Source organism: Streptomyces sp. NPDC058665, from assembly GCF_042714995.1.
Classification (GTDB): domain Bacteria; phylum Actinomycetota; class Actinomycetes; order Streptomycetales; family Streptomycetaceae; genus Streptomyces.
On the sequence record NZ_JBHXRX010000007.1, the window covers coordinates 1 to 19,055 of the forward strand.

Consider the following 19,055-nt stretch of genomic DNA (forward strand, 5'->3'; position numbering starts at 1 on the left):
GCGACAGCGACCGGGTCACCGAGGCGGCGGGCCAGCGTCAGCAGCTCCAGAGTGGGCTTGCGGACGGCACCGTCCACATGATCGACATAGACGAGGACTTCAGCCATGGGTTGTGTTCTCCTGCGAATGCGTGTGCGTGAAGGAACCGGGACCGGCGAGAGGGGCGGTGGACCGCACCCGTCAGATGAACTTCTGGCTGACGAGGTACTCGGCCAGCTGGTCGCCGCCCTTGCCCTCGTCGTTGACGATCGTGCCCGCCGTGCGGGCCGGGCGCTCCGTGGCGGAGTCGACGGCCGTCCACGCGCCTTCGAGACCGACGTCCCCGGCCTCGATGCCCAGGTCCCCCAGGTCCAGGGACTGCACCGGCTTCTTCTTCGCCGCCATGATCCCCTTGAACGAGGGGTAGCGCGCCTCGCCCGACTGGTCCGTCACCGACACGACAGCCGGCAGGGAGGCTTCAAGCTGCTCGGTCGCCGCGTCACCGTCACGGCGGCCCTTCACCGTGGAACCGTCGACCGACACCTCGGACAGCAGCGTCACCTGCGGCACACCCAGCCGCTCCGAGAGCATCGCGGGCAGGACACCCATCGTGCCGTCGGTGGACGCCATGCCACAGATCACCAGGTCGTAACCGGTCTTCTCGACCGCCTTCGCCAGAACCAGCGACGTGCCGAGCGCGTCCGTGCCGTGCAGATCGTCGTCCTCGACGTGGACCGCCTTGTCCGCCCCCATCGACAACGCCTTGCGCAGCGCGTCCTTCGCGTCTTCCGGACCGACCGTCAGCACGGTGACCTCCGCGTCACCGTCGTGCTCACCCGCGATCCGCAGCGCCTGCTCGACCGCGTACTCGTCCAGCTCGGACAGCAGACCGTCCACATCGTCACGGTCAAGCGTCAGGTCATCGGCGAAATGCCGGTCACCCGTGGCGTCGGGCACATACTTCACACAGACAACGATCCTCAAGCTCACGCCGGCTCTCCTACTGCATCGTCATTTCTGGGCTGCGTTGTTGCTCGCAGCATAGGCGCCTGATGGGGGGTTTTCCGGTCAGGTCGACCCGCGCACCGACCATAATATTACTCGCCAGTACATCCAGCTCATGCCCGCTGAGCAAGCGCTTTGAACTGTGACCTTCCCAACGCCCGCCGGTCCGGCGGCCCGACGCACACCGGCCTCGGCCGGAGCGTGTCACCCGCCGGAGGTCTCGCCCGGGGTCCCGCCGGAGACGGCCGCGCCCAGCGCGGCGATCACATCGGCCTTACGGGGTACCCCCGCGGCCCGCCGTACGATCCGGCCCGCCGCGTCGAGGACGAGCACCGTGGGGGTCTTGAGGATGCCGAGTTCGCGTACCAACTCCAGGCGGTCCTCCGCGTCGAGCTCCACATGGGCGACGCCGTCGACCATGCCGGCCACCTCGGCGAGCGTGCGCCTGGTCGCGCGGCACGGCAGGCAGAACGCGGTGGAGAACTGGACCAGTGTGGCGCGCTCCCCCAACTCCGCGCCCAACAGCGCGGCGCCGAGCCGCTGTTCGCCCTTTTCCCCGCGCACCTTGAGCCTCCGCCGCCATGGGTCCGTTCGTCACCCCTCCCACGGGGCAGCGTTCGCACGGCGGCAGGATATTCCGCGGCGCCGCGCTGAGCTGCGGCAAACGCCCCGATCAACCAGGAATGACGTGATGAGAATCTCGCTCCGCGCCGTCGACAGGACTGGCCACAAGGGCTCGTTTGGGGCACGATCTGCCCAATGCCGAAAACCTACGGCTGCGTAGCTTCCGTCGGGAGAACCCTCCCCGGGAACAGAAGGGTCTCCTCCAGATGGCAGAGCTCGTCTATCGGCCGGTCATCGGCGCCGCCCGCACGATGTTCAAGGCGCTGGACCTCAGGATCGAGACTCAGGGCTCCGAGAACATCCCGCGTACCGGCGGCGCGGTGCTCGTCAGCAACCACATCAGCTATCTGGACTTCATCTTCACCGGCCTCACCGCACTCCCCCAGAAGCGCCTCGTCCGCTTCATGGCGAAGGAATCGGTCTTCCGGCACAAGGTCGGGGGGCCGCTCATGCGCGGCATGAAACACATCCCCGTGGACCGTACGCAGGGCGAGACGGCCTACTCGCACGCGCTCGACTCGCTGCGCGCCGGCGAGATCATCGGCGTGTTCCCCGAGGCGACGATCTCGCAGTCCTTCACGCTCAAGTCCTTCAAGTCCGGCGCGGCGCGGCTGGCGCAGGAGGCCGGAGTGCCGCTGATCCCGATGGCGCTGTGGGGCACCCAGCGGCTCTGGACGAAGGGACGCCCGCGTAACTTCCGGCGCAGTCACATCCCCGTGACGATGCGGGTCGGCGAGCCCGTGGAGGCCCCGACCGACCAGTACGCGGGTGCGATCACCCGGCGCCTGCGCGAGCGGGTGCAGGAGCTGCTCGAAGCCGCGCAGCGCGCCTATCCGGTACGGCCCAGGGACGCGAGCGACACCTGGTGGGTACCGGCGCATCTGGGCGGTACGGCTCCGACGCCGGCCGAGGCCCGCGAAGCCGGCTGAGCCTCGCGGACGCCGCGGGCGTCAGCACCGAAACGTCACTGCACGGCTCGTCGCCCAACTGACGCCCTGCCAGATCGACTCAGAGCGCCGGGCGCACGGTGATCCGTACGCCGGGGCTCAACTTCTCCAGTGATTCGGCGAGTTCGGTGCCCGCCGCGTCAAGTTCCGAGCCGGTCATGGGGGCCAGACCCTCCAGCAGGAAGACGGCGTTCACCGACTCCTCCGTGAGCCGGGTGCGCACACCCTGGCGCCAGTTCCAGCGCCGGCAGGTCACACCTTCCTCGTCACGCCACACGACCTCGCCCGCGTCCGGGTGCTCGACGGCCGGCTCCCCGCCCGCGGCGGTGTGGAACGGCTCCTCGCCGGTGGCCCGTACGAGCCGCATGGCGCCCGTGATCCGGTCGGTGTCCTCGCCGCCGACGGGGATCAGATGGGCCACGCTGATCGCGTTGTAGAGGTCCACGAGCAGATTGATCCGGGGCAGACCGCCGTCGGCGAGCGCGCGCCTGGCCAGGGCCTCGGCGGAGTTGCGCGTACGGTTCGGCTTGCTGCCGAAGGCCGTGTACGCCGCGCGCCAGGCCACCATGTGCGGGTCCTCGTGCGGGGCGCGCCCGTCGAGGCGGGCGGCGAGCCGCCGGGCAGCGTCGTCCAGCAGCGCCGAACTGGCCTCGTTGCTGGGGCCGTTGACCAGGCCGTGGGCCTCGACGGCGAGCGGGGTGAAGCCGGGGACGAGGGTGTGCACCTCGTCCGACACGGTGAGCGTCAGGGTCATCGTCTGCCTTGCCTCGGGACGTACGGAAACGGTGCATCACAGCACACCGCGAGGTCTACTGTAATGCACCGCTCCGGAGCGAGGCCCCGGTCGCCGGTTACCTGGCCATCTCTTCCTTGACCGCCTGGACGAACGCGTCGACGTCGTCCTCGGTGGTGTCGAAGGCGCACATCCAGCGCACGTCACCGGCGGCCTTGTCCCAGAAGTAGAAGCGGAACCGCTTCTGGAGCCGCTCCCCCACCTCGCGCGGCAGCCGGGCGAAGACGGCGTTGGCCTGGACGGGGTGCAGGATCTCGACGCCGTCGACCGAGCGCACGCCGTCGGCGAGCCGCTGGGCCATGGCGTTGCTGTGCCGGGCGTTGCGCAGCCACAGATCACCGGCCAGCAGCGCCTCCAACTGGACGGAGACGAACCGCATCTTGGAGCTGAGCTGCATCGACAGCTTGCGCAGCCTCTTCATCGCGCGCACCGCGTCGGGATCGATCACGACGACGGCCTCGCCGAAGATCGCGCCGTTCTTCGTGCCGCCGTAACTCAGCACATCCACGCCCACGGTGTTGGTGAAGGTGCGCATCGGTACGTCGAGGGAGGCGGCGGCGTTGGATATCCGGGCTCCGTCGAGATGGACCTTCAGGCCCCGCTCGTGGGCGTGCTCGCACAGGGCGCGGATCTCGGCCGGGGTGTAGACGGTGCCCAGTTCGGTGTTCTGGGTGATCGACACGACCTGCGGCATGGCCCGGTGCTCGTCCTCGTACCCCCAGGCCTGGCGGTCGACCAGCTCCGGGGTGAGCTTGCCGTCGGGGGTGGGCACGGGCAGCAGTTTGAGGCCGCCGACCCGCTCGGGAGCCCCGCCCTCGTCCATGTTGATGTGTGCGGACTCGGCGCAGATCACCGCGGACCAGCGGTCGGTCATCGACTGGAGCGCGACGACGTTCGCGCCGGTTCCGTTGAAGACCGGGAAAGCCTCGGCGGTGGGGCCGAAGTGGCTGTGCATGACACGCTGGAGGTGGTCGGTGTAGTCGTCCTCGCCGTACGCGACCTGGTGGCCGCCGTTGGCGATGGCGAGGGCCGCCAGCACCTCGGGGTGGGCGCCCGCGTAGTTGTCGCTGGCGAACCCGCGCACGGCGGGGTCGTGGTGGGCGCGCGCCGCGGTCTTGCGGGACGTCATGACTCGGGGCTCAGCCACAGGCGGCTTCCGTTCACTTCACCGGCGGGCCGCTCCCAGACCCCGGCGATGGCGTCGGCCAGGTCTCCGGCGTCCGTGAAGCCCGCGAACTTCGCATTCGGGCGCTCGGCGCGCATCGCGTCGTGCACCAGTGCCTTGATGACCAGGATCGCAGCCGCCGCGCGCGGCCCTTCGTCGCCCCCGGCCTTGCGGAAGTCGTCGGCGAGCGCCAGCGTCCAGGCCTCGGCCGCCGCCTTGGCGGACGCGTAGGCGGCGTTGCCGGCCGTGGGTTTGCTCGCTCCGGCGGCGCTGATCAGCACATAGCGGCCGCGGTCGCTGCGCAGCAGAGCTTCGTGGAAGGCGAGGGAGGTGTGCTGGACCGTGCGGATCAGCAGCTTCTCCAGCAGGTCCCAGTCGGCGAGGTCGGTGTCGGCGAAGGTCTTGCCGCCGCGCCAGCCGCCGACGAGATGGACGAGCCCGTCGATCCGGCCCCGTCCCGCGTCCTTCTCGGTCTTCGCCGCCCAGGCGCGGGTGGCCGCCAGATCCAGGAGGTCGACGGTCTCACCGGTGACGGTGGCGCCGCTGTGGGCGCGGCGGGCGGCGTCGACCGCCTCGGCGAGGCTCGCCCCGTCCGCGTCGGCACCGACGACCGTCGCGCCGGCCGAGGCCAGGCGCAGGAGGGCCGCGCGCCCGGCGGGGCCTCCCGCTCCGGCGACCGCCACGACGGCGCCGTCCAGCGGGCCACCCGCTCCGGTGGTTGTGCTCATGGTCGTCTTCTCCGTCATCCCGGTGTTCCCCGTCTCCGCACGTAGTCGCTCATGCCGTGGCCGGCCAGGCTCTCGCGGGCGCACAGCGCCCGCAGACAGCAGTGTCGTACGAACTCACGCGGCTCGCTTCTCGGTGCTCGTGGCCCGGATGCCCTGGGTCGAGGCGATCACGGTCTTGAGCTTCTTGCCCAGCGCCTCGTAGAACATGCTGAGCGGAAACTCGTCGGGAAGCACGTCGTCGACCAGCTTGCGCGGGGGCAGTTCCAGGTCGAGGGCGTCCGGGCCCTTGGCCCAGCGGGATCCGGGGTGCGGGGCCAGATAGGTGGAGACGAGGTCGTAGGCGGCGAGCCAGTGGACCAGCTTGGGGCGGTCGATACCGTCCCGGTAGAGGGCCTCGATCTCGGCGAGCAGCCGCTGGGTGACCTGCGGGGCCCGCTCCCAGTCGATGCGCAGGGTGTTGTCGGTCCAGCGCACCACGTCGTGCTTGTGGAGGTAGGAGAAGAGCAGCTGGCCGCCGAGGCCGTCGTAGTTGCGCTGACGGGCACCGGTGACGGGGAAGCGGAACATCCGGTCGAAGAGCACCGCGTACTGCACGTCGCGGCCCTGCGGGACACCGTCGGCCGCCAGCGTCACGGCCTCGCGGAAGGCGGTGAGGTCGCAGCGCAGCTCCTCCAGGCCGTACATCCAGAACGGCTGCCGCTGCTTGATCATGAAGGGGTCGAACGGCAGGTCGCCATGGCTGTGGGTGCGGTCGTGGATCATGTCCCAGAGGACGAACGCCTGCTGGCAGCGGTCCTGGTCGCCGACCATCTCGCGGATGTCGTCGGGGAGTTCGACCCCGAGGATGTCGACGGCGGCCTCGGTGACGCGGCGGAACCTGGCGGCCTCGCGGTCGCAGAAGATGCCGCCCCAGCTGAACCGCTCGGGGGCCTCGCGGACCGCGATCGTCTCGGGGAAGAGGACCGCGGAGTTGGTGTCGTAACCGGCGGTGAAGTCCTCGAAGGTGATGCCGCAGAAGAGGGGGTTGTCGTAGCGGGTGCGCTCCAGCTCGGCCAGCCACTCGGGCCAGACCATGCGCAGGACGACGGCCTCCAGATTGCGGTCCGGGTTGCCGTTCTGCGTGTACATGGGGAAGACGACCAGGTGCTGCCGCCGGTCCACACGGTCGGCCGCGGGCCGGAAGGCGAGCAGCGAGTCCAGGAAGTCGGGCACGTCGAAGGCGCTGTCGGCCCATTTGCGGAGGTCCGCGACGAGCGCCTCGTGGTAGGCGGCGTCGTGCGGAAGCAGGGGCGAGAGGTGCTCGACGGCGGCGGTCACGCGGTCGAGCGTGACCTCGACGAGGGCGCGCGCGGGCGCGTCGTCGGCGTCGAAATCGATGGAGCCGTCCTTGGACTGCCAGGGGCGGATCTCGTCGACGGCATTCTTGAGCTCGGTCCACGCGGGGTGCTCGACCACCCGCTCGCCGTCGGCCGAGGGCCCTCCGGTCCGGTCCTGCACAAGAATTTCCGTCATGTCACACCCTCCGCGGGAGAAGCTGGCGTCAAAGCACCGTATCGGTCTTTGATTCTCCCGTACAAGGTCGACCGAGACAAATTATCCTGCCACGCCTCGACTTTACGGGCGATTTTCCCGCCGTACGCGCTGTGGACAGCAGGCATCTCCACTTACGCGTCACGCACGGGTCCATACCGGCGCACGGACCGTTAGGCTGCCGCCGTGCCGCGTGGGGCACCAGCGCCGCGCGGGAGCCGCCGACGACGGAAGCGAGTCAGCCTTGACTTTCCTCACCATCGGTCATCGTGGAGTGATGGGTGTCGAGCCCGAGAACACCCTGCGCTCCTTTCTGCACGCCGAGCGGGCCGGCATGGACGCGATCGAGCTCGACCTTCATCTGAGCAAGGACGGCGCCCTCGTCGTCATGCACGACGCGGAGCTGGACCGGACGACGGACGGCACGGGCCCGATCGCCGACCGGACCCTCGCCGAGCTGCGGGAGCTCGACGCGGGGCGGGGCGAGCGGGTGCCGGTGTTCGACGAGGTCCTGGACGCGGTGAGCTCACCGCTCCAGGCGGAGATCAAGGATGTGGCGGCGGCGCGGGCGCTGGCCGATGTCATGCGCGAGAGGCAGCTGGTGGGACGGGTCGAGGTGTCCTCGTTCCACGACGAGGCCGTCGCCGAGATCTCCGCCCTGGTGCCGGGCGTACGCACGGTGCTGATCGCCAGCCGCTGGGGCGGCGATGTGGTGGACCGGGCGGTCGCGGTGGGCGCGGACTCGCTCGCGCTGAACATCCGGCGGCTGACGCTGGAGGTCGTCGAGCGCGCGCACGCGGCGGGGCTCGGGGTGATCGGCTGGGTGGTGAACACCCCCGACCATCTGCGGCTGGTCCGGGCGCTCGGGCTGGACGGCGCGACCACCGACTTCCCGGAGATCCGCCGTACCGGCCGTTTCACGGCCTGACACGCGGAGCCGGGACGCCAGACCCTTCGGCCGTACCGGGGGGGGTGGCACTCGGGTCTGGCGTCCCGGCGGTTCACGGGTGGCTGATGCCGGTCAGCTCCTCCGCGGCGGCCCACAGCTTCTTCCCGCACGCGGGGTCGGCGGCCTGCGGGTTGGGCTCCGTCGTGGCGACCGGGCCGCGGATCTCCTGGAAGCCGGACGGCCCGTAGAACTGGCCGCCGCGCACTCCGGGCGCGGTCGCGGCGTGCAGCTGCGACCGCGCGCCCCCCTGGACCGAGGGGAACGCCCGCTGTGTCGCCCGGTCGACGGCCCGCGAAATCGCACTCCGCTCCTTGAACGCCCGCGGGCTGAGGTTGGTGCGGCAGATCCCGGGGTGGGCGACGACGCTGAGGACGGGTGAGCCCGCCTTCTCCAGCCGGCGGTGCAGCTCGAAGCCGTAGACGGTGCAGGCCAGCTTGGAACGGGCGTACGCGCGGCGGGGTCTGAACGTGTTCCGCGACATCAGGTCGTCGAAGTCGAGACGGGCGCCCCGGTGGGCGGTCGAGCTGATGCTGACCACGCGAGGAGCTTCCGCGCGGCCGAGGATGCCGAGCAGCAGGCCGGTGAGCGCGAAATGGCCCAGCATGTTGACGCCGAAGTGGGTCTCGAACCCGTCGGCGGTGGTGCGGGCGGGGCCGAGATGGAGCACACCGGCGTTGTTGACCAGCAGGTCGATCGCCGGGAAGTCGTCGTTCATCCCCTTCGCGAAGGCGCGCACCGAATCAAGGGAGGCCAGGTCGAGTCGGCGTGCTTCGATCAGGGCGTCCGGTACGGTTCCGCGGATGTCCTCGGCAGCCCGCTCTGCGGCGGCGGTGTCGCGTACGGCCATCACGACGTGCGCGCCGCTACGGGCGAGTTCGGTCGCGGTGACCAGACCCAGTCCGGAGTTCGCGCCGGTCACGACGGCGACCCGGCCACTCTGGTCGGGGATGTCACGTTCAGTCCATTCGGTCATGGCCGATGCTCCCGGGAAATGAGGTGTGCACGGCTGGGGATGGTGTGCACGGCTGCCCGGCGCCAACCGTAGGAGCGGACCGGCGGCGCGCGGTCGCACTCGTTTCCCTAGGAGTGCCAGACCTACCTTCGGCCCGTGCCGTACCCGCACACTGTCCGTATGGCTGCCGACCACTCGTTCGCCCGTGAACTCGGTGACTTCCTCCGTGCCCGCCGCGGCCGGCTGAGCCCGCGGGACGTCGGTCTTGAGCCGGGCCCCCGGCGCAAGGTTACCGGGCTCAGGCGGGAGGAGATCGCGCTGCTGGCGGGGCTGAGCACCGACTACTACCAGCGCATGGAGCAGGGCCGCGACGTACGCCCCTCCGACAACGTCCTCGACGACCTCGCCACCGCGCTGAACCTGGACGACGACGAACGCAGGCATCTGTTCGCCCTCGCCCAGGCGGCACGCCGGCCGCAGCGCGTACGCAGGCGCCGCGCCCCCGAACGCGTACCGGACGGCACCCGGCAGCTGCTGGCCACCATGAACACCCCCGCCGTGGTGCTCGGCCTGCACCTCGACCTGCTCGCCTGGAACGCGCTCGCCGAGGAGCTGTTCGGGGATCCGAGCCAGCAGCCGCCGGAGCACCGCAACATGCTCACCTCGCTGTTCCACGACCCCGAGACCCGGATGCGCTGCCCCGACTGGGAGGCCACCGCGCTCCAGTACATCGGGATGCTGCGCACCGCCGTCGTCACCGACCCGACGCACCCGCGGGCCACCATGCTCATCGGTGAACTCAGCATCCGCAGCGCGGACTTCCGGCGGCTGTGGGCCCGGCACGAGGTGCGCGAGACGGTGCAGGGGACGAAGCTGTTCCGGCATCCTCAGGTCGGCGAGATCACCGTCGAGTGGGGCAGCTACCCGCTGCCCGGCAGTCCCGGCCCCGTCATGTTCGTCTACACCGCCGAGCCCGGCAGCCCGGACGCCGAACGGCTGCAACTGCTGGCATCCCTGCGTGACGCCCGTACCCGGCGCGACGGGCGGGCTGCGGTGGAAGGGGCGGTCGACGGAGCGGTCAGGAGTCCTGGTCCAGTGGCTTGACCAGCAGCTCGAACGCCAGGTCGGGCCGTTGCGGGATACCGAAGCGCTCGTCGCCGTACGGGAAGGGCAGCAGCTGTCCCGTACGACGGTAGCCGCGGCGCTCGTACCAGGCGATCAGGTCCTCGCGCTGGACGATCACGGTCATGTGCATCTCGCCCACGCCCCAGTCCGCGCGGGCGCGGCGCTCCGCCTCGGCGAGGACGCGCTTGCCGAGACCGCCGCCCTGCGCGCCGGGGTCGACGGCGAACATGCCGAAGTACGCGGCGGGGCCGCGGTGCTCCAGCTGGCAGCAGGCGACCAGCACACCGTCGGCCTCGACGATCAGGAGCCGGCCGCCGTCGGCCTCGATCACATCGAGGACACCCTGCTCGTCGGTGCGCTGCCCCTCCAGCAGGTCGGCCTCGGAGGTCCAGGAGGCTCGGGCGCTCTCACCGCGGTAGGCGGACTCGATGAGTGCCACGAGCGGCTTGACGTCTGCTGCGGTGGCGTCCCGGTAGGTGAGCCGGCCGGGAGCGGGGCGCGGTGCGGTGTCCATGGTGCGCGTTCTCCGAATCTCCGCCGCGGGCGGGCGGCGCGCCCGAGCCTAACCCCACGTCCCGGGAGAGCGGGTCGCCGGGGTGCGGATCGGTGGGGGCGCGGAGCGTGATCGGCTCCGCGCCGCCGCAGCGCCGCCGCCCGCCCTCATCCCTCCCCTTCTCCGGCCGGGCCGGAAGCGGTGCCCGGAGCCGGGCCCCCGGCCTCGACACCCCCGCCTTCGACACCCCCGGCCTCGGCCGGCGGGGTCCTGCGGTACTCCGGGGCGAAGCCCAGCAGCTTCGCGCAGGCCGAGGTATCGAACAGCGAGGCGTGGCCGGTCAGTTCGGTGAAGTACGGCACGCCCGAATGGTGCTCTTCGAGCAGTTGGGCCGTCGGCACGGGCGACGAGGTGTCGTCGGCCGCCACGTTGAGAATATGACAGCCCGTCAGTTCGGCGGTGAGCGCGTACCGCACGGCCCTGGCCGCGTCCCTGGTGTCCAGCCACCCCCACAGATCCATCCGGTGGCCCCCTGGATCGTCACGTACGGCGGCGAGCTGTGCCGCGAGCCGCTCGCCGGTGCCGGTGAACGGGAACCGCATGCAGACGATGCCGGTGCCGTGGCGCCGGTGGGTGGCGCGGGCCGCCTCCTCCAGGACGAGCTTGGAGAGGCCGTACGGATCCTGGACGAGGGTGGGATGTTCCTCGTCCAGCGGTACGTAGCGCGGGGACTGGGGCCGCGGGGACCAGGCGAGTCCCACGGCCGCCAGGCTGGAGGCGGCGACGACGCGGCGCACGCCGGTGCGGCCCGCCTCGTCGAGAACCCGGTGCGCGGTGAGGCAGTTGGTGGCGAACAGGGCGCTGCCGTCATCGGAGTTGGGGTGCGGGATGGCCCCCAGATGGACGACGGCCTCGGCACCGGCCATGGCGTCACGGACCAGTCCGGGATCGCGCAGATCGCCCGTGTGGACCCGGTCGAGCCGTGGGTCGTCCACGGGGACGAGGTCGGTGGCGACGATCCGGTGGCCGTGGGCCAGCAGGTCCTCGATGACATGGCCGCCGATGTGTCCGGCGGCTCCGGTGACCAGAACGCGCATCAGCCCTTCACCGCCCCGACGAGACCGTTGACGAAGTAGCGCTGGAGACAGACGAAGAGCAGCACGACGGGGATGACCACGATGAGCGCTCCGGCCATCAGATTGTTGTAGTGGGGGACGTTCTCGGCCGCGAGAGTCTGCAGGCCGAGCGGGAGGGTGAAGGTCGACTGGTCGTTGAGTGAGACACGGGTGAGCAGATACTCGTTCCAGGTCGGGATCGCGGTGAGCAACGCGACGGTGATCAGGGCGGGTTGGGCCAGTGGCAGATAGATGTTGAGGAAGATCCGGAACTCGCTCGCGCCCTCGACCCGTGCGGAGTCCCGCAGTTCGGCCGGGATCGCGTTGAACGCGCCGGTCATGAGGAGGATCGACAGCGGCGCGCCACCGTTGACGAAGGGCAGCACCAGTCCCCAGTGCGTGCCGAGGATGCCCAGTTCGTTCTCCAGCAGCACGATCGGCAGCATCACCGTCACACCGGGCACGAAGAGCAGCGAGACGAAGAGCCGGGACAGAAAGGTGCGTCCGGGGAAGCGCAGCACGGCGAGTGCGTAGCCGGCCGCCGCGTAGATCGCCAGCGTGAGGACCACGGTGTAGAGGGTGACCAGCAGGCTGTTGAGGAAGAAGTCGAAGAAGTGGAGCTTGTTCCAGGTGTCGATCAGCGTGTCGAAGGTGGGGTTCTTCGGGATCAGATGACCGCCGCTGACCACCTCCAGCTGGTCCTTGAACGCGGCCGAGATCATCCAGAGGAACGGATAGACGCTGACCAGTCCGTATCCGGCGAGCAGGAGGCCGACGACGGTGCGGGCGAGGATCCGGCGGGTGCGGTCCGAGCCGCTCCCGTCCGGCCTGCCGCCTCCTGTGCCCGTCCTGCCGGCTTTCTGTGGGCCTTCACCCGCGCGGGCGCGCTTGTCGGCCAGGGGGATCGACGTCATGTCTTGCTCCGCAGCGCTCGCAGATTGATCAGGGCCAGTACCAGTGCGGCGGCGAACAGCAGCCAGCCGAGCGCGCTCGCGAGGCCGAGAGTGGGCCGCAGCTCTTTGAGGAAGGCGAGGCTGTACGCCTCCAGGCCCAGCACGTTGGTGTGGTCGCCCGGACCGCCGTTCGTCATCACCAGGAAGGCCTGGAAGCCCTGGAGGGATTCCCGCAGGTTGAGCAGGACGACGATCGCCGTGATCGGGCGCAGCAGCGGCCAGACGACGGACATGTTGGTGCGCCACCAGCCGGCGCCGTCGAGTTCGGCGGCTTCCAGCAGGCTCCGGTCGATGGTCTGGAGTCCCGTCAGATAGAGCAGCATGGCGACGGGCACCTGGCCCCAGACGGTCACCACGATCATGGTGGGCAGGGCGGTGTCGGGGTTGCCGAGCCAGCCCTGGGGCTGCTGGAGCGAGCCGAGTCCGAGCTGGTCGAGCAGGAGGTTGACGGCGCCGTCCGGCCGCAGGATGTACTGCCAGGCGAAGAAGACGGCGATTCCGCTGGTCACGTACGGCAGGAAGAAGACCGACCGGAGGACCGACCGCATTCTGCGTGCCTGGTTGAGCAGGACGGCCAGCGGAAACGACACCAGGACCGTCAGCAGCGGTACGAAGATCATGACCCAGAGCGTGTTCAGGCCCGCGCTGCGCACCCGGGGCGCGTAGATGGGGCTGCGCCAGAGCAGATCGGCGTAGTTGTCCAGGCCGACCCAGGTCCAGTGCGGCATGAAGCCGTTCCACGACGCGAAGCTCAGCAGGAACCCGTAGCCGACGGTGTAGAGGCCCATGACGGCGAAGAGCACCACGGCGGGCGCCACGAAGAGATAGCCGGAGACGGCCTCGGTCCTGGCCTTACGGCGCGGTGGCCGCCCGCCCGTCTTGGCGGCGGACATGGGGCCTGCTCCCCCGGCCGGGGGCGTACGGCCTGTGCCGCCACCCCCGGCCGCCCCCTGTGCGGCGGTTCGAGGTGCTGTGGTCACTGCGTCGTCCAGTAGTTCCTGATGAGTTCGCTGAGCTTGCCGCCCGTCCCGGCCGGGCTGTCCTTCCCCAGCGGGGTGAGGTCGGCGAGTACCTCGCCCGCCCTGTCCTGGTCGTAGCCCGGCGGACGGAAGTCGTTGAGGTTCGGGTCGTACGTGGTCTCGGGCGTGCCCTTGAAGCTCTCCATCATGGAGGTGAGGGCGGCGCCGAGTTCGGTGGCCGGCAGGTCGGCGGACTCCTTGGCGAAGTTCGCGGCGACGTCGGTGCCGGAGAGGAACTCCATCCACTTCTTGGCGTTCTCGGGCTGCTCGCTGGTCGCCGTCAGGCTCAGTCCTGTGAGGGCGATGGGGCCGAGCGCGCGGTCCGGGATGGCGCCGTCCTTGGGCGACGGCATGCCGAAGGCGAGTACGTCGTCGGCCTTCATCCCGTTCTGCTGGAGGAAGGCGAGTGTGAAGGTGCCGCCGACGGCGAAGGCCGACTTGCCCTGGGCGAAGGCCTGGTCGGCCTCGTCGATGGTGAGGGACTGGCTGCCCGGCATCCAGTACGGGGTGATCTCGTCGTACATCGACAGGACCTTGTTGCCGTTGGTCGAGCTGAAGTCGCCCGCCTTGTCCTCGCCGAAGAGCTTGCCGTAGTTCTCCTTGCCCAACTGCGCGTAGGCCAGGGGCTGGAGGACCCAGGTGAGTCCGGTTGCCTTGACCTTCAGCCCGAGGCTGACGCCGCCGGTCTTCGGGTCCTTGTGGTGGGTGGCCTCAAGCGCTTCGAGGAACTCCTCCCAGGTGGCGGGGGCCTTGGTGATTCCGGCTTCGGCCAGCTTCCGCTTGTTCGCGTAGACGATGCCGAAGGTGCCCGCGGTCAGGGGCACACTGAAACGCTGGTCCTGCTCGACACCTTTGAAGGTGGAGTCCTTGGCCTGCGATTCCTTGAACTTCTGCGCGGTGACGGTACCCGAGGCCTTGATCGCCTCCTGGAAGCGGCCGCTCCAGGAGTCCGGGATCTGGTCCTGGAGGTCGGCGGTGACCCCGGCCGCGCCGAAGACGAAGTCCTCGCCGTCGGAGTGCACTTCGAGGACGTCCGGCAGATTGCCGGTCTTGGCCGAGCTCTGGACCTTGGTGGCGTAGACGTCGTCGGGTGTGTACGCCTCGATCTTGACGGTGATGCCGGTCTCTTCCTTGAACTGCTCGGCCGCCGCGCGCAGGGCGCCGACGTGGGACTGCTTGAAGGTCCACATCTCCAGCGAGGTGGAGTCACTGCCGGAGTCGGACGAACCGCCGCAGGCGGCGAGGGTGGTGAGTGTGAGCGCGGTGGTCGCGGCCAGAGCCACGAGCCGGACATTCCCCGCGAATGGTATGCGCATGGCCCCTACCTAGGATTCAGCCGTTCAGAAGACCGAATGGCGTTGGAGTGACTGAACTTATGGTTGCGGTGATATAGCGTCAAGACGCACGTCGAGAATCGTGCTGACCGGATCGCCGAGGGGCGCCGGTGCTGGGAGCGGAGGTTCCGTGGAATCGATGGCGGCGGCAGCGCGGGGGCGTAAGCCCGAAGAGGTCAAGTCGGCGGCTCGGGTGCTCGAAGTGCTCGAACTGCTCGGCAACGAGGGCGCCCGGCTCTCGCTCGCCGAGATGGCGAGCGCGATGGCGGTGCCGAAAAGCAGCCTGCACGCGATCCTGCGGACGATGGAGGCGCGGCGCTGGGTCGATCTCGACGCCTCGGGCACCCGTTACAGCCTGGGCCTCAAGGCCCTGCTGACGGGCACGGCCTATTTGGAGGGTGACGACGTCGCGAGCCTCGCCGGGCCGGTACTCGACGCGCTCGCCGAGGAGACGGGCGAGTCGGTACACCTGGGCAGGCTGGATGGGACGGACGTGGTCTACCTGGCCAAACGCGAGTCACGGCACGCGCTTCGGATGTACTCGGCGGTGGGCCGGCGGCTGCCGGCGCACGCGACGGCACTCGGCAAGGCGATGCTGTCCCAGTACGACGCCGCCGAGGTTCAGCGCAGGCTGGACTGGCCGCTGGCCAGGCTCACCCCCGACACCGTGACCGATCCGGACGAGCTGATCCGCCAGCTCGCGGAGGCCCGGTTGCAGGGGTGGGCGATGGACGACGGCGAGAACTCGGTGGACATCCGGTGCGTGGCCGTGGCGCTCGGCACCGGGCACGGCGGCGGGGACGCCATCAGCTGTTCGGCCCCCAAGAGCCGGATGGACGACGCCCGCGCGCAGGAGATCGCCGGAGCGGTCACGGAGGCCGCCCATTCACTACGGACCCTCCTCAAACGGCTCGGGCAGCACTGAGGACTGGTCCACCCTTATTTGGTAGAGTCATTGACAAATCAAAGACGCCTTCTCTACGTTCGGATAGCAGTACACCATTCTGCTATCTGTACGCTGGAGTTCGTATGGCTCAGCCTGATGCCCGCTCCGACATCCTCGCCCCCGCTCCCTGGGTCGAGGACCGCGGCGCGAAGATCCGCATCACGGCCGTCTCCACCTTCCTCACCGCACCGCACGGCTGCCCCCATCTCGTCGTGCGCGTCGAGACCAACGAGCCGGGGCTGTACGGCCTCGGCTGCGCGAGCGACCCGCAACGCACCCTGGCCGTACGGTCGGTGCTCGACGACTACCTCGGCCCGATGCTCGTCGGGCGCGACCCCGACGACATCGAGGACATCCACCGGCTGCTGCTCAACAGCGCCTACTGGCGCGGTGGTTCGGTCACCGGCAACGCGCTCGGCGGGATCGACGTCGCCCTGTGGGACCTCAAGGCCAAGCGCCTCGGAGCGCCGCTGTACTCCCTGTTCGGCGGCCGGGTCCGTACCCACGCCGAGGCCTACACCCATGTCAGCGGCGCCGGCGCCGGTGAGATCGCCGACAAGGTCGTGGCGGCGCGCGAACGCGGCTACCGCCATGTCCGGATCCAGGCGTCCGTACCCGGCTCCGACACCTACGGCACCGGTGCCGCCGCCTCCACCGACGCCCACGCGCTGCGCACCCGCTCAGTGCCGTGGGACTCCGCCGCGTACGTACGGACCGTGCCGCGCGTCCTGACAGAGGTACGGACCCGGGTCGGCGACGAGGTCGAGTTGCTGCACGACGTGCACGAACGCCTCGACCCCCGGCAGGCCCGGGACTTCCTGCGCCGCGTCGAGGACGCCGGGCTCTACTTCGTGGAGGATCTGCTCGCCCCGGAGGACGCGGGCCACTTCGCCGCGCTGCGGGCCGGCTCCCCCGTACCGCTCGCCGTCGGTGAACTCTTCCACGACGTCGGCCAGTTCCTGCCGCTGCTCGAAGGACCCGCCATCGACTTCGCCCGGATCCGGGTCCCCACGCTGGGCGGTCTCACCCCGGCCCGCAAGCTCGCCGTCTACTGCGAGTTGCGCGGCGTACTGCTCGCACCGCACGGCCCGGCCGACGTCAGCCCAGTCGCCCAGGCCGCCACACTCGCCATGAACATCAGCAGCCACGCCTTCGGTGTGCAGGAAGCGGCGGTTTTCAAGCCTGCCGTACTCGACGTCTTCCCCGGTACCGTCGTGGCGAACGACGGCGCGCTGTCCCCGCACGAGACGCCCGGTCACGGGGTGGACTTCGACGAGGCAGCGGCACGCCGGTATCCGGTACCCGAGCCACTGGAACACGACCGCTGGGCCCTGCTGCGCAACACCGACGGGAGCGTGCAACGACCATGACAGCCACCGACCCGGGCCCGAAGCCCGCCCCCGGCTCCCGGCGCGCGCTGGTCGTCCGTGGCGGCTGGGAGGGCCACGAGCCCGTCAGGATCACGGATCTCTTCCTGCCGTTCCTCAAGGAGAACGGTTTCGCGGTCGAGACGGCCGACACCCTGGACGTCTACACCGACGCCGCGCTCCTCGCCGCCACCGACCTCGTCGTCCAGTGCTGGTCCATGGGCGAGATCAGCGACGAGCAGTGCGCCGGGCTCACCGCGGCCGTCCACGCCGGCACGGGCTTCGCCGGCTGGCACGGCGGCATCGTCGATTCCTTCCGCGGCGACGTGAACTACCAACTCCTCACCGGCGGCCAGTTCTTGATGCATCCGGCGGGCTTCTCCGACCACCCGGTGCGGATCGTGCCCGAGCGGGCGGACCATCCGATCGTGAGCGGTCTGGCCGACTTCGACGTCCACACCGAGCGCTACTGGACGGCCACCGACCCGCTGATCGACGTGCTCGCGACGATCGGGTTCGAGGCGGACGAGATCCGCTCGCGGCCGGTCACCATGCCCGCCGTGTGGACCAGGACCCGGGCGGCGGGCCGTGTCTTCGTCTCCACGATCGGCCACAAACCGGACGACTTCGACGTGCCCGAGGTACGGACGCTGACCGAGAGGGGGCTGCTGTGGGCGAGCCGCTGAGGGTCGGCATGGTCGGCGCGGGAAAGATCAGCGGCGCGTATCTGAAGACGCTGGAACGGCTGGACGACGTCCGGCTCACCGCCGTGACCGACCTGGACGCGGACCGCGCCGAGGCGGTCGCCGCGCGGATACCGGGCGTCGCCGTCGCCGCCTCGGTCGCCGAACTGGTCGCGCGCCCGGACGTCGACGCCGTACTGAACCTGACCCTGCCCGCCGTACACGCGGAGGTGGCGCGCGCCGCGCTCGACGCGGGAAAGCATGTCTACGGCGAGAAGCCGCTGGCCATGACCCGCGAGGAGGCCGACGCGCTCCTCGCGGCGGCGGCAGGGCGCGGACTGCGGATCGGCTGCGCCCCGGACACCGTGCTCGGTACGGGAGTTCAGACCGCGCGCGGGGCGGTCGACGACGGGCTCATCGGCGCCCCGGTCGCGGCCACCGCGTTCATGACCACACCGGGGCATGAACGCTGGCACCCCGCCCCGGAGTTCTACTACCAGGACGGCGGCGGGCCGCTGCTCGACATGGGCCCGTACTACCTCTCCGCGCTCGTTCATCTGCTCGGGCCCGTCAGCCGGGTCACCGGAGCCGCGTCCATGCCGCGCGCCGAGCGGACCATCGGCGGCGGACCGCGCGCCGGCCAGCGCTTCGGCTCCGAGGTGGACACCCATGTCACGGGGCTTCTGGAGCATGTGGGCGGCGCGCTGACCACGCTGGTCATGAGCTTCGACATCCATGCCGCGCGGCTGCCGCGCATCGAGGTGCACGGCACCGACGGCTCGCTCTCGGTCCCCGACCCCAACGGCTTCGACGGTCCGGTCGAGTTGCACCGGGCCGGGGGCGAGTGGGAGCGGCTCCCGGTGTCGGGCGGCTACCGCGACGCCGGGCGCGGGACCGGTCTCGCCGATCTGGCGACCGCGCTCGCCGATGACCGGCCGCACCGGGCGTCCGGCGAACTCGCCCGCCATGTCCTCGACGTGATGCTGACGATGCTCGACGCGGCGCGCGAGGGTGTCTGGCTGCCGGTGCGCAGCGACTGCGCGAGGCCCGCGGCCGTACGGCCCTGAGAGCCCGTTCGGACGCGGGATCCCCCACACGGACGGCAGGAAGGCGGCGGCCTTCCTGCCGTTCTTCACGGCCGCTCCCCCGTTCCCCGCCGCGCTTCCCGGCCCTCGGCCGCCTTTCTCGGCGGATATGTTCCGCTGCTCGAATCGTCAGGGCAATTAATGTCCAGGAGCAGAACTTTCCGGGCGAGAATTCGACTGACAATTCAATCGCACGGCCCTCACCACCAGGAACTCAGAAGTAATCGGGACAGGCGTTGACTTAATAACACTCTTGGTTTTAC

The 19,055-nt window shown here is 70.1% G+C and carries 19 protein-coding genes and 1 pseudogene; 7 read left to right on the forward strand and 13 right to left on the reverse strand.

Annotated features, from left to right (window positions below; genetic code table 11):
* From ACFWV8_RS06030 to ACFWV8_RS06040, 3 genes and pseudogenes are all read right to left on the reverse strand, one after another.
* Positions 1 to 107: pseudogene (locus tag ACFWV8_RS06030) on the reverse strand (electron transfer flavoprotein subunit alpha/FixB family protein); the annotation flags it as partial.
* 73 nt (positions 108 to 180) lie between these two features.
* Positions 181 to 969 (reverse strand): electron transfer flavoprotein subunit beta/FixA family protein, encoded by a 789-nt coding sequence (locus tag ACFWV8_RS06035; RefSeq protein WP_384198395.1) that lies wholly within the window; start codon positions 967 to 969, stop codon positions 181 to 183.
* 219 nt (positions 970 to 1,188) lie between these two features.
* Positions 1,189 to 1,548, reverse strand: a complete 360-nt coding sequence (locus ACFWV8_RS06040; protein ID WP_384198397.1) for a TlpA family protein disulfide reductase — start codon at positions 1,546 to 1,548, stop codon at positions 1,189 to 1,191.
* A 266-nt stretch (positions 1,549 to 1,814) separates the two neighbouring features.
* On the opposite strand from ACFWV8_RS06040, the gene ACFWV8_RS06045 reads away from it, so the two are divergent.
* Positions 1,815 to 2,537: a lysophospholipid acyltransferase family protein gene (locus ACFWV8_RS06045; protein WP_384198399.1), complete on the forward strand. Its 723-nt coding sequence runs from the start codon at positions 1,815 to 1,817 to the stop codon at positions 2,535 to 2,537.
* A gap of 79 nt (positions 2,538 to 2,616) precedes the next feature.
* Here the strand turns inward: ACFWV8_RS06045 and ACFWV8_RS06050 are convergent, their stop codons facing one another.
* The 4 genes from ACFWV8_RS06050 to ACFWV8_RS06065 form a co-directional block, all read right to left on the reverse strand.
* Entirely contained in the window at positions 2,617 to 3,309 is a 693-nt protein-coding gene (locus ACFWV8_RS06050) for a B3/4 domain-containing protein (protein ID WP_384198401.1), read from the reverse strand.
* A gap of 97 nt (positions 3,310 to 3,406) precedes the next feature.
* Positions 3,407 to 4,477 (reverse strand): threonine aldolase family protein, encoded by a 1,071-nt coding sequence (locus ACFWV8_RS06055; protein ID WP_384198662.1) that lies wholly within the window; start codon positions 4,475 to 4,477, stop codon positions 3,407 to 3,409.
* Entirely contained in the window at positions 4,474 to 5,241 is a 768-nt protein-coding gene (locus ACFWV8_RS06060) for an SDR family NAD(P)-dependent oxidoreductase (RefSeq protein ID WP_384198403.1), read from the reverse strand. The genes ACFWV8_RS06055 and ACFWV8_RS06060 overlap by 4 nt, the downstream gene beginning before the upstream one ends.
* A 114-nt stretch (positions 5,242 to 5,355) precedes the next feature.
* The gene (locus ACFWV8_RS06065) at positions 5,356 to 6,753 is read right to left on the reverse strand and encodes a DUF6421 family protein (protein WP_384198404.1); all 1,398 of its coding nucleotides are present in this window, start codon (positions 6,751 to 6,753) and stop codon (positions 5,356 to 5,358) included.
* A gap of 295 nt (positions 6,754 to 7,048) precedes the next feature.
* Here ACFWV8_RS06065 and ACFWV8_RS06070 point away from each other — a divergent pair, with 295 nt between their 5' ends.
* The gene (locus ACFWV8_RS06070; protein WP_384198406.1) at positions 7,049 to 7,699 is read left to right on the forward strand and encodes a glycerophosphodiester phosphodiesterase; all 651 of its coding nucleotides are present in this window, start codon (positions 7,049 to 7,051) and stop codon (positions 7,697 to 7,699) included.
* A gap of 73 nt (positions 7,700 to 7,772) precedes the next feature.
* Here ACFWV8_RS06070 and ACFWV8_RS06075 read toward each other — a convergent pair whose 3' ends face one another.
* Positions 7,773 to 8,693: an oxidoreductase gene (locus ACFWV8_RS06075; RefSeq protein ID WP_384198408.1), complete on the reverse strand. Its 921-nt coding sequence runs from the start codon at positions 8,691 to 8,693 to the stop codon at positions 7,773 to 7,775.
* A 159-nt stretch (positions 8,694 to 8,852) separates the two neighbouring features.
* On the opposite strand from ACFWV8_RS06075, the gene ACFWV8_RS06080 reads away from it, so the two are divergent.
* Entirely contained in the window at positions 8,853 to 9,776 is a 924-nt protein-coding gene (locus ACFWV8_RS06080) for a helix-turn-helix transcriptional regulator (RefSeq protein WP_384198410.1), read from the forward strand.
* On the opposite strand, the gene ACFWV8_RS06085 is transcribed toward ACFWV8_RS06080, so the two are convergent.
* From ACFWV8_RS06085 to ACFWV8_RS06105, 5 genes are all read right to left on the reverse strand, one after another.
* Entirely contained in the window at positions 9,751 to 10,311 is a 561-nt protein-coding gene (locus ACFWV8_RS06085) for a GNAT family N-acetyltransferase (RefSeq protein ID WP_384198411.1), read from the reverse strand. The two genes, ACFWV8_RS06080 and ACFWV8_RS06085, sit on opposite strands and share 26 nt — an antisense overlap.
* 146 nt (positions 10,312 to 10,457) lie before the next feature.
* A complete protein-coding gene (locus tag ACFWV8_RS06090) occupies positions 10,458 to 11,387 on the reverse strand; it encodes an NAD-dependent epimerase/dehydratase family protein (RefSeq protein ID WP_384198413.1) in 930 nt (309 codons plus the stop codon).
* Positions 11,387 to 12,319 carry a carbohydrate ABC transporter permease gene (locus ACFWV8_RS06095; RefSeq protein ID WP_384198415.1) on the reverse strand — a complete coding sequence of 311 codons (933 nt, stop codon included), beginning with the start codon at positions 12,317 to 12,319 and terminating at the stop codon, positions 11,387 to 11,389. The genes ACFWV8_RS06090 and ACFWV8_RS06095 overlap by 1 nt, the downstream gene beginning before the upstream one ends.
* Positions 12,316 to 13,251 (reverse strand): carbohydrate ABC transporter permease, encoded by a 936-nt coding sequence (locus ACFWV8_RS06100; protein WP_384198417.1) that lies wholly within the window; start codon positions 13,249 to 13,251, stop codon positions 12,316 to 12,318. The genes ACFWV8_RS06095 and ACFWV8_RS06100 overlap by 4 nt, the downstream gene beginning before the upstream one ends.
* A gap of 83 nt (positions 13,252 to 13,334) precedes the next feature.
* The gene (locus ACFWV8_RS06105; RefSeq protein WP_384198419.1) at positions 13,335 to 14,693 is read right to left on the reverse strand and encodes an ABC transporter substrate-binding protein; all 1,359 of its coding nucleotides are present in this window, start codon (positions 14,691 to 14,693) and stop codon (positions 13,335 to 13,337) included.
* Between the two features lie 157 nt (positions 14,694 to 14,850).
* Here ACFWV8_RS06105 and ACFWV8_RS06110 point away from each other — a divergent pair, with 157 nt between their 5' ends.
* The 4 genes from ACFWV8_RS06110 (at position 14,851) to ACFWV8_RS06125 (ending at position 18,774) form a co-directional block, all read left to right on the forward strand.
* Positions 14,851 to 15,636, forward strand: coding sequence for an IclR family transcriptional regulator (locus tag ACFWV8_RS06110; RefSeq protein WP_384198664.1), 786 nt, complete (start codon positions 14,851 to 14,853; stop codon positions 15,634 to 15,636).
* 104 nt (positions 15,637 to 15,740) lie between these two features.
* Complete coding sequence (locus ACFWV8_RS06115) at positions 15,741 to 17,027, forward strand: enolase C-terminal domain-like protein (RefSeq protein ID WP_384198421.1); 1,287 nt, start codon at positions 15,741 to 15,743, stop codon at positions 17,025 to 17,027.
* Positions 17,024 to 17,710: a ThuA domain-containing protein gene (locus tag ACFWV8_RS06120; RefSeq protein ID WP_384198423.1), complete on the forward strand. Its 687-nt coding sequence runs from the start codon at positions 17,024 to 17,026 to the stop codon at positions 17,708 to 17,710. Before ACFWV8_RS06115 ends, ACFWV8_RS06120 begins: the two co-directional genes overlap by 4 nt.
* Positions 17,695 to 18,774, forward strand: coding sequence for a Gfo/Idh/MocA family protein (locus ACFWV8_RS06125; RefSeq protein ID WP_384198425.1), 1,080 nt, complete (start codon positions 17,695 to 17,697; stop codon positions 18,772 to 18,774). The genes ACFWV8_RS06120 and ACFWV8_RS06125 overlap by 16 nt, the downstream gene beginning before the upstream one ends.
* The last annotated feature ends 281 nt before the right edge of the window (positions 18,775 to 19,055 follow it).

Coding starts and splice junctions, on each gene's coding strand:
- ACFWV8_RS06115 (WP_384198421.1), top strand. CDS start 15,741: ATGGCTCAGCCTGATGCCCGCTCCGACATCCTCGCCCCCGCTCCCTGG.
- ACFWV8_RS06105 (WP_384198419.1), bottom strand. CDS start 14,693: ATGCGCATACCATTCGCGGGGAATGTCCGGCTCGTGGCTCTGGCCGCG.
- ACFWV8_RS06110 (WP_384198664.1), top strand. CDS start 14,851: ATGGCGGCGGCAGCGCGGGGGCGTAAGCCCGAAGAGGTCAAGTCGGCG.
- ACFWV8_RS06085 (WP_384198411.1), bottom strand. CDS start 10,311: ATGGACACCGCACCGCGCCCCGCTCCCGGCCGGCTCACCTACCGGGAC.
- ACFWV8_RS06100 (WP_384198417.1), bottom strand. CDS start 13,251: ATGTCCGCCGCCAAGACGGGCGGGCGGCCACCGCGCCGTAAGGCCAGG.
- ACFWV8_RS06090 (WP_384198413.1), bottom strand. CDS start 11,387: ATGCGCGTTCTGGTCACCGGAGCCGCCGGACACATCGGCGGCCATGTC.
- ACFWV8_RS06075 (WP_384198408.1), bottom strand. CDS start 8,693: ATGACCGAATGGACTGAACGTGACATCCCCGACCAGAGTGGCCGGGTC.
- ACFWV8_RS06055 (WP_384198662.1), bottom strand. CDS start 4,477: ATGACGTCCCGCAAGACCGCGGCGCGCGCCCACCACGACCCCGCCGTG.
- ACFWV8_RS06070 (WP_384198406.1), top strand. CDS start 7,049: ATGGGTGTCGAGCCCGAGAACACCCTGCGCTCCTTTCTGCACGCCGAG.
- ACFWV8_RS06120 (WP_384198423.1), top strand. CDS start 17,024: ATGACAGCCACCGACCCGGGCCCGAAGCCCGCCCCCGGCTCCCGGCGC.
- ACFWV8_RS06045 (WP_384198399.1), top strand. CDS start 1,815: ATGGCAGAGCTCGTCTATCGGCCGGTCATCGGCGCCGCCCGCACGATG.
- ACFWV8_RS06080 (WP_384198410.1), top strand. CDS start 8,853: ATGGCTGCCGACCACTCGTTCGCCCGTGAACTCGGTGACTTCCTCCGT.
- ACFWV8_RS06065 (WP_384198404.1), bottom strand. CDS start 6,753: ATGACGGAAATTCTTGTGCAGGACCGGACCGGAGGGCCCTCGGCCGAC.
- ACFWV8_RS06060 (WP_384198403.1), bottom strand. CDS start 5,241: ATGAGCACAACCACCGGAGCGGGTGGCCCGCTGGACGGCGCCGTCGTG.
- ACFWV8_RS06095 (WP_384198415.1), bottom strand. CDS start 12,319: ATGACGTCGATCCCCCTGGCCGACAAGCGCGCCCGCGCGGGTGAAGGC.
- ACFWV8_RS06050 (WP_384198401.1), bottom strand. CDS start 3,309: ATGACCCTGACGCTCACCGTGTCGGACGAGGTGCACACCCTCGTCCCC.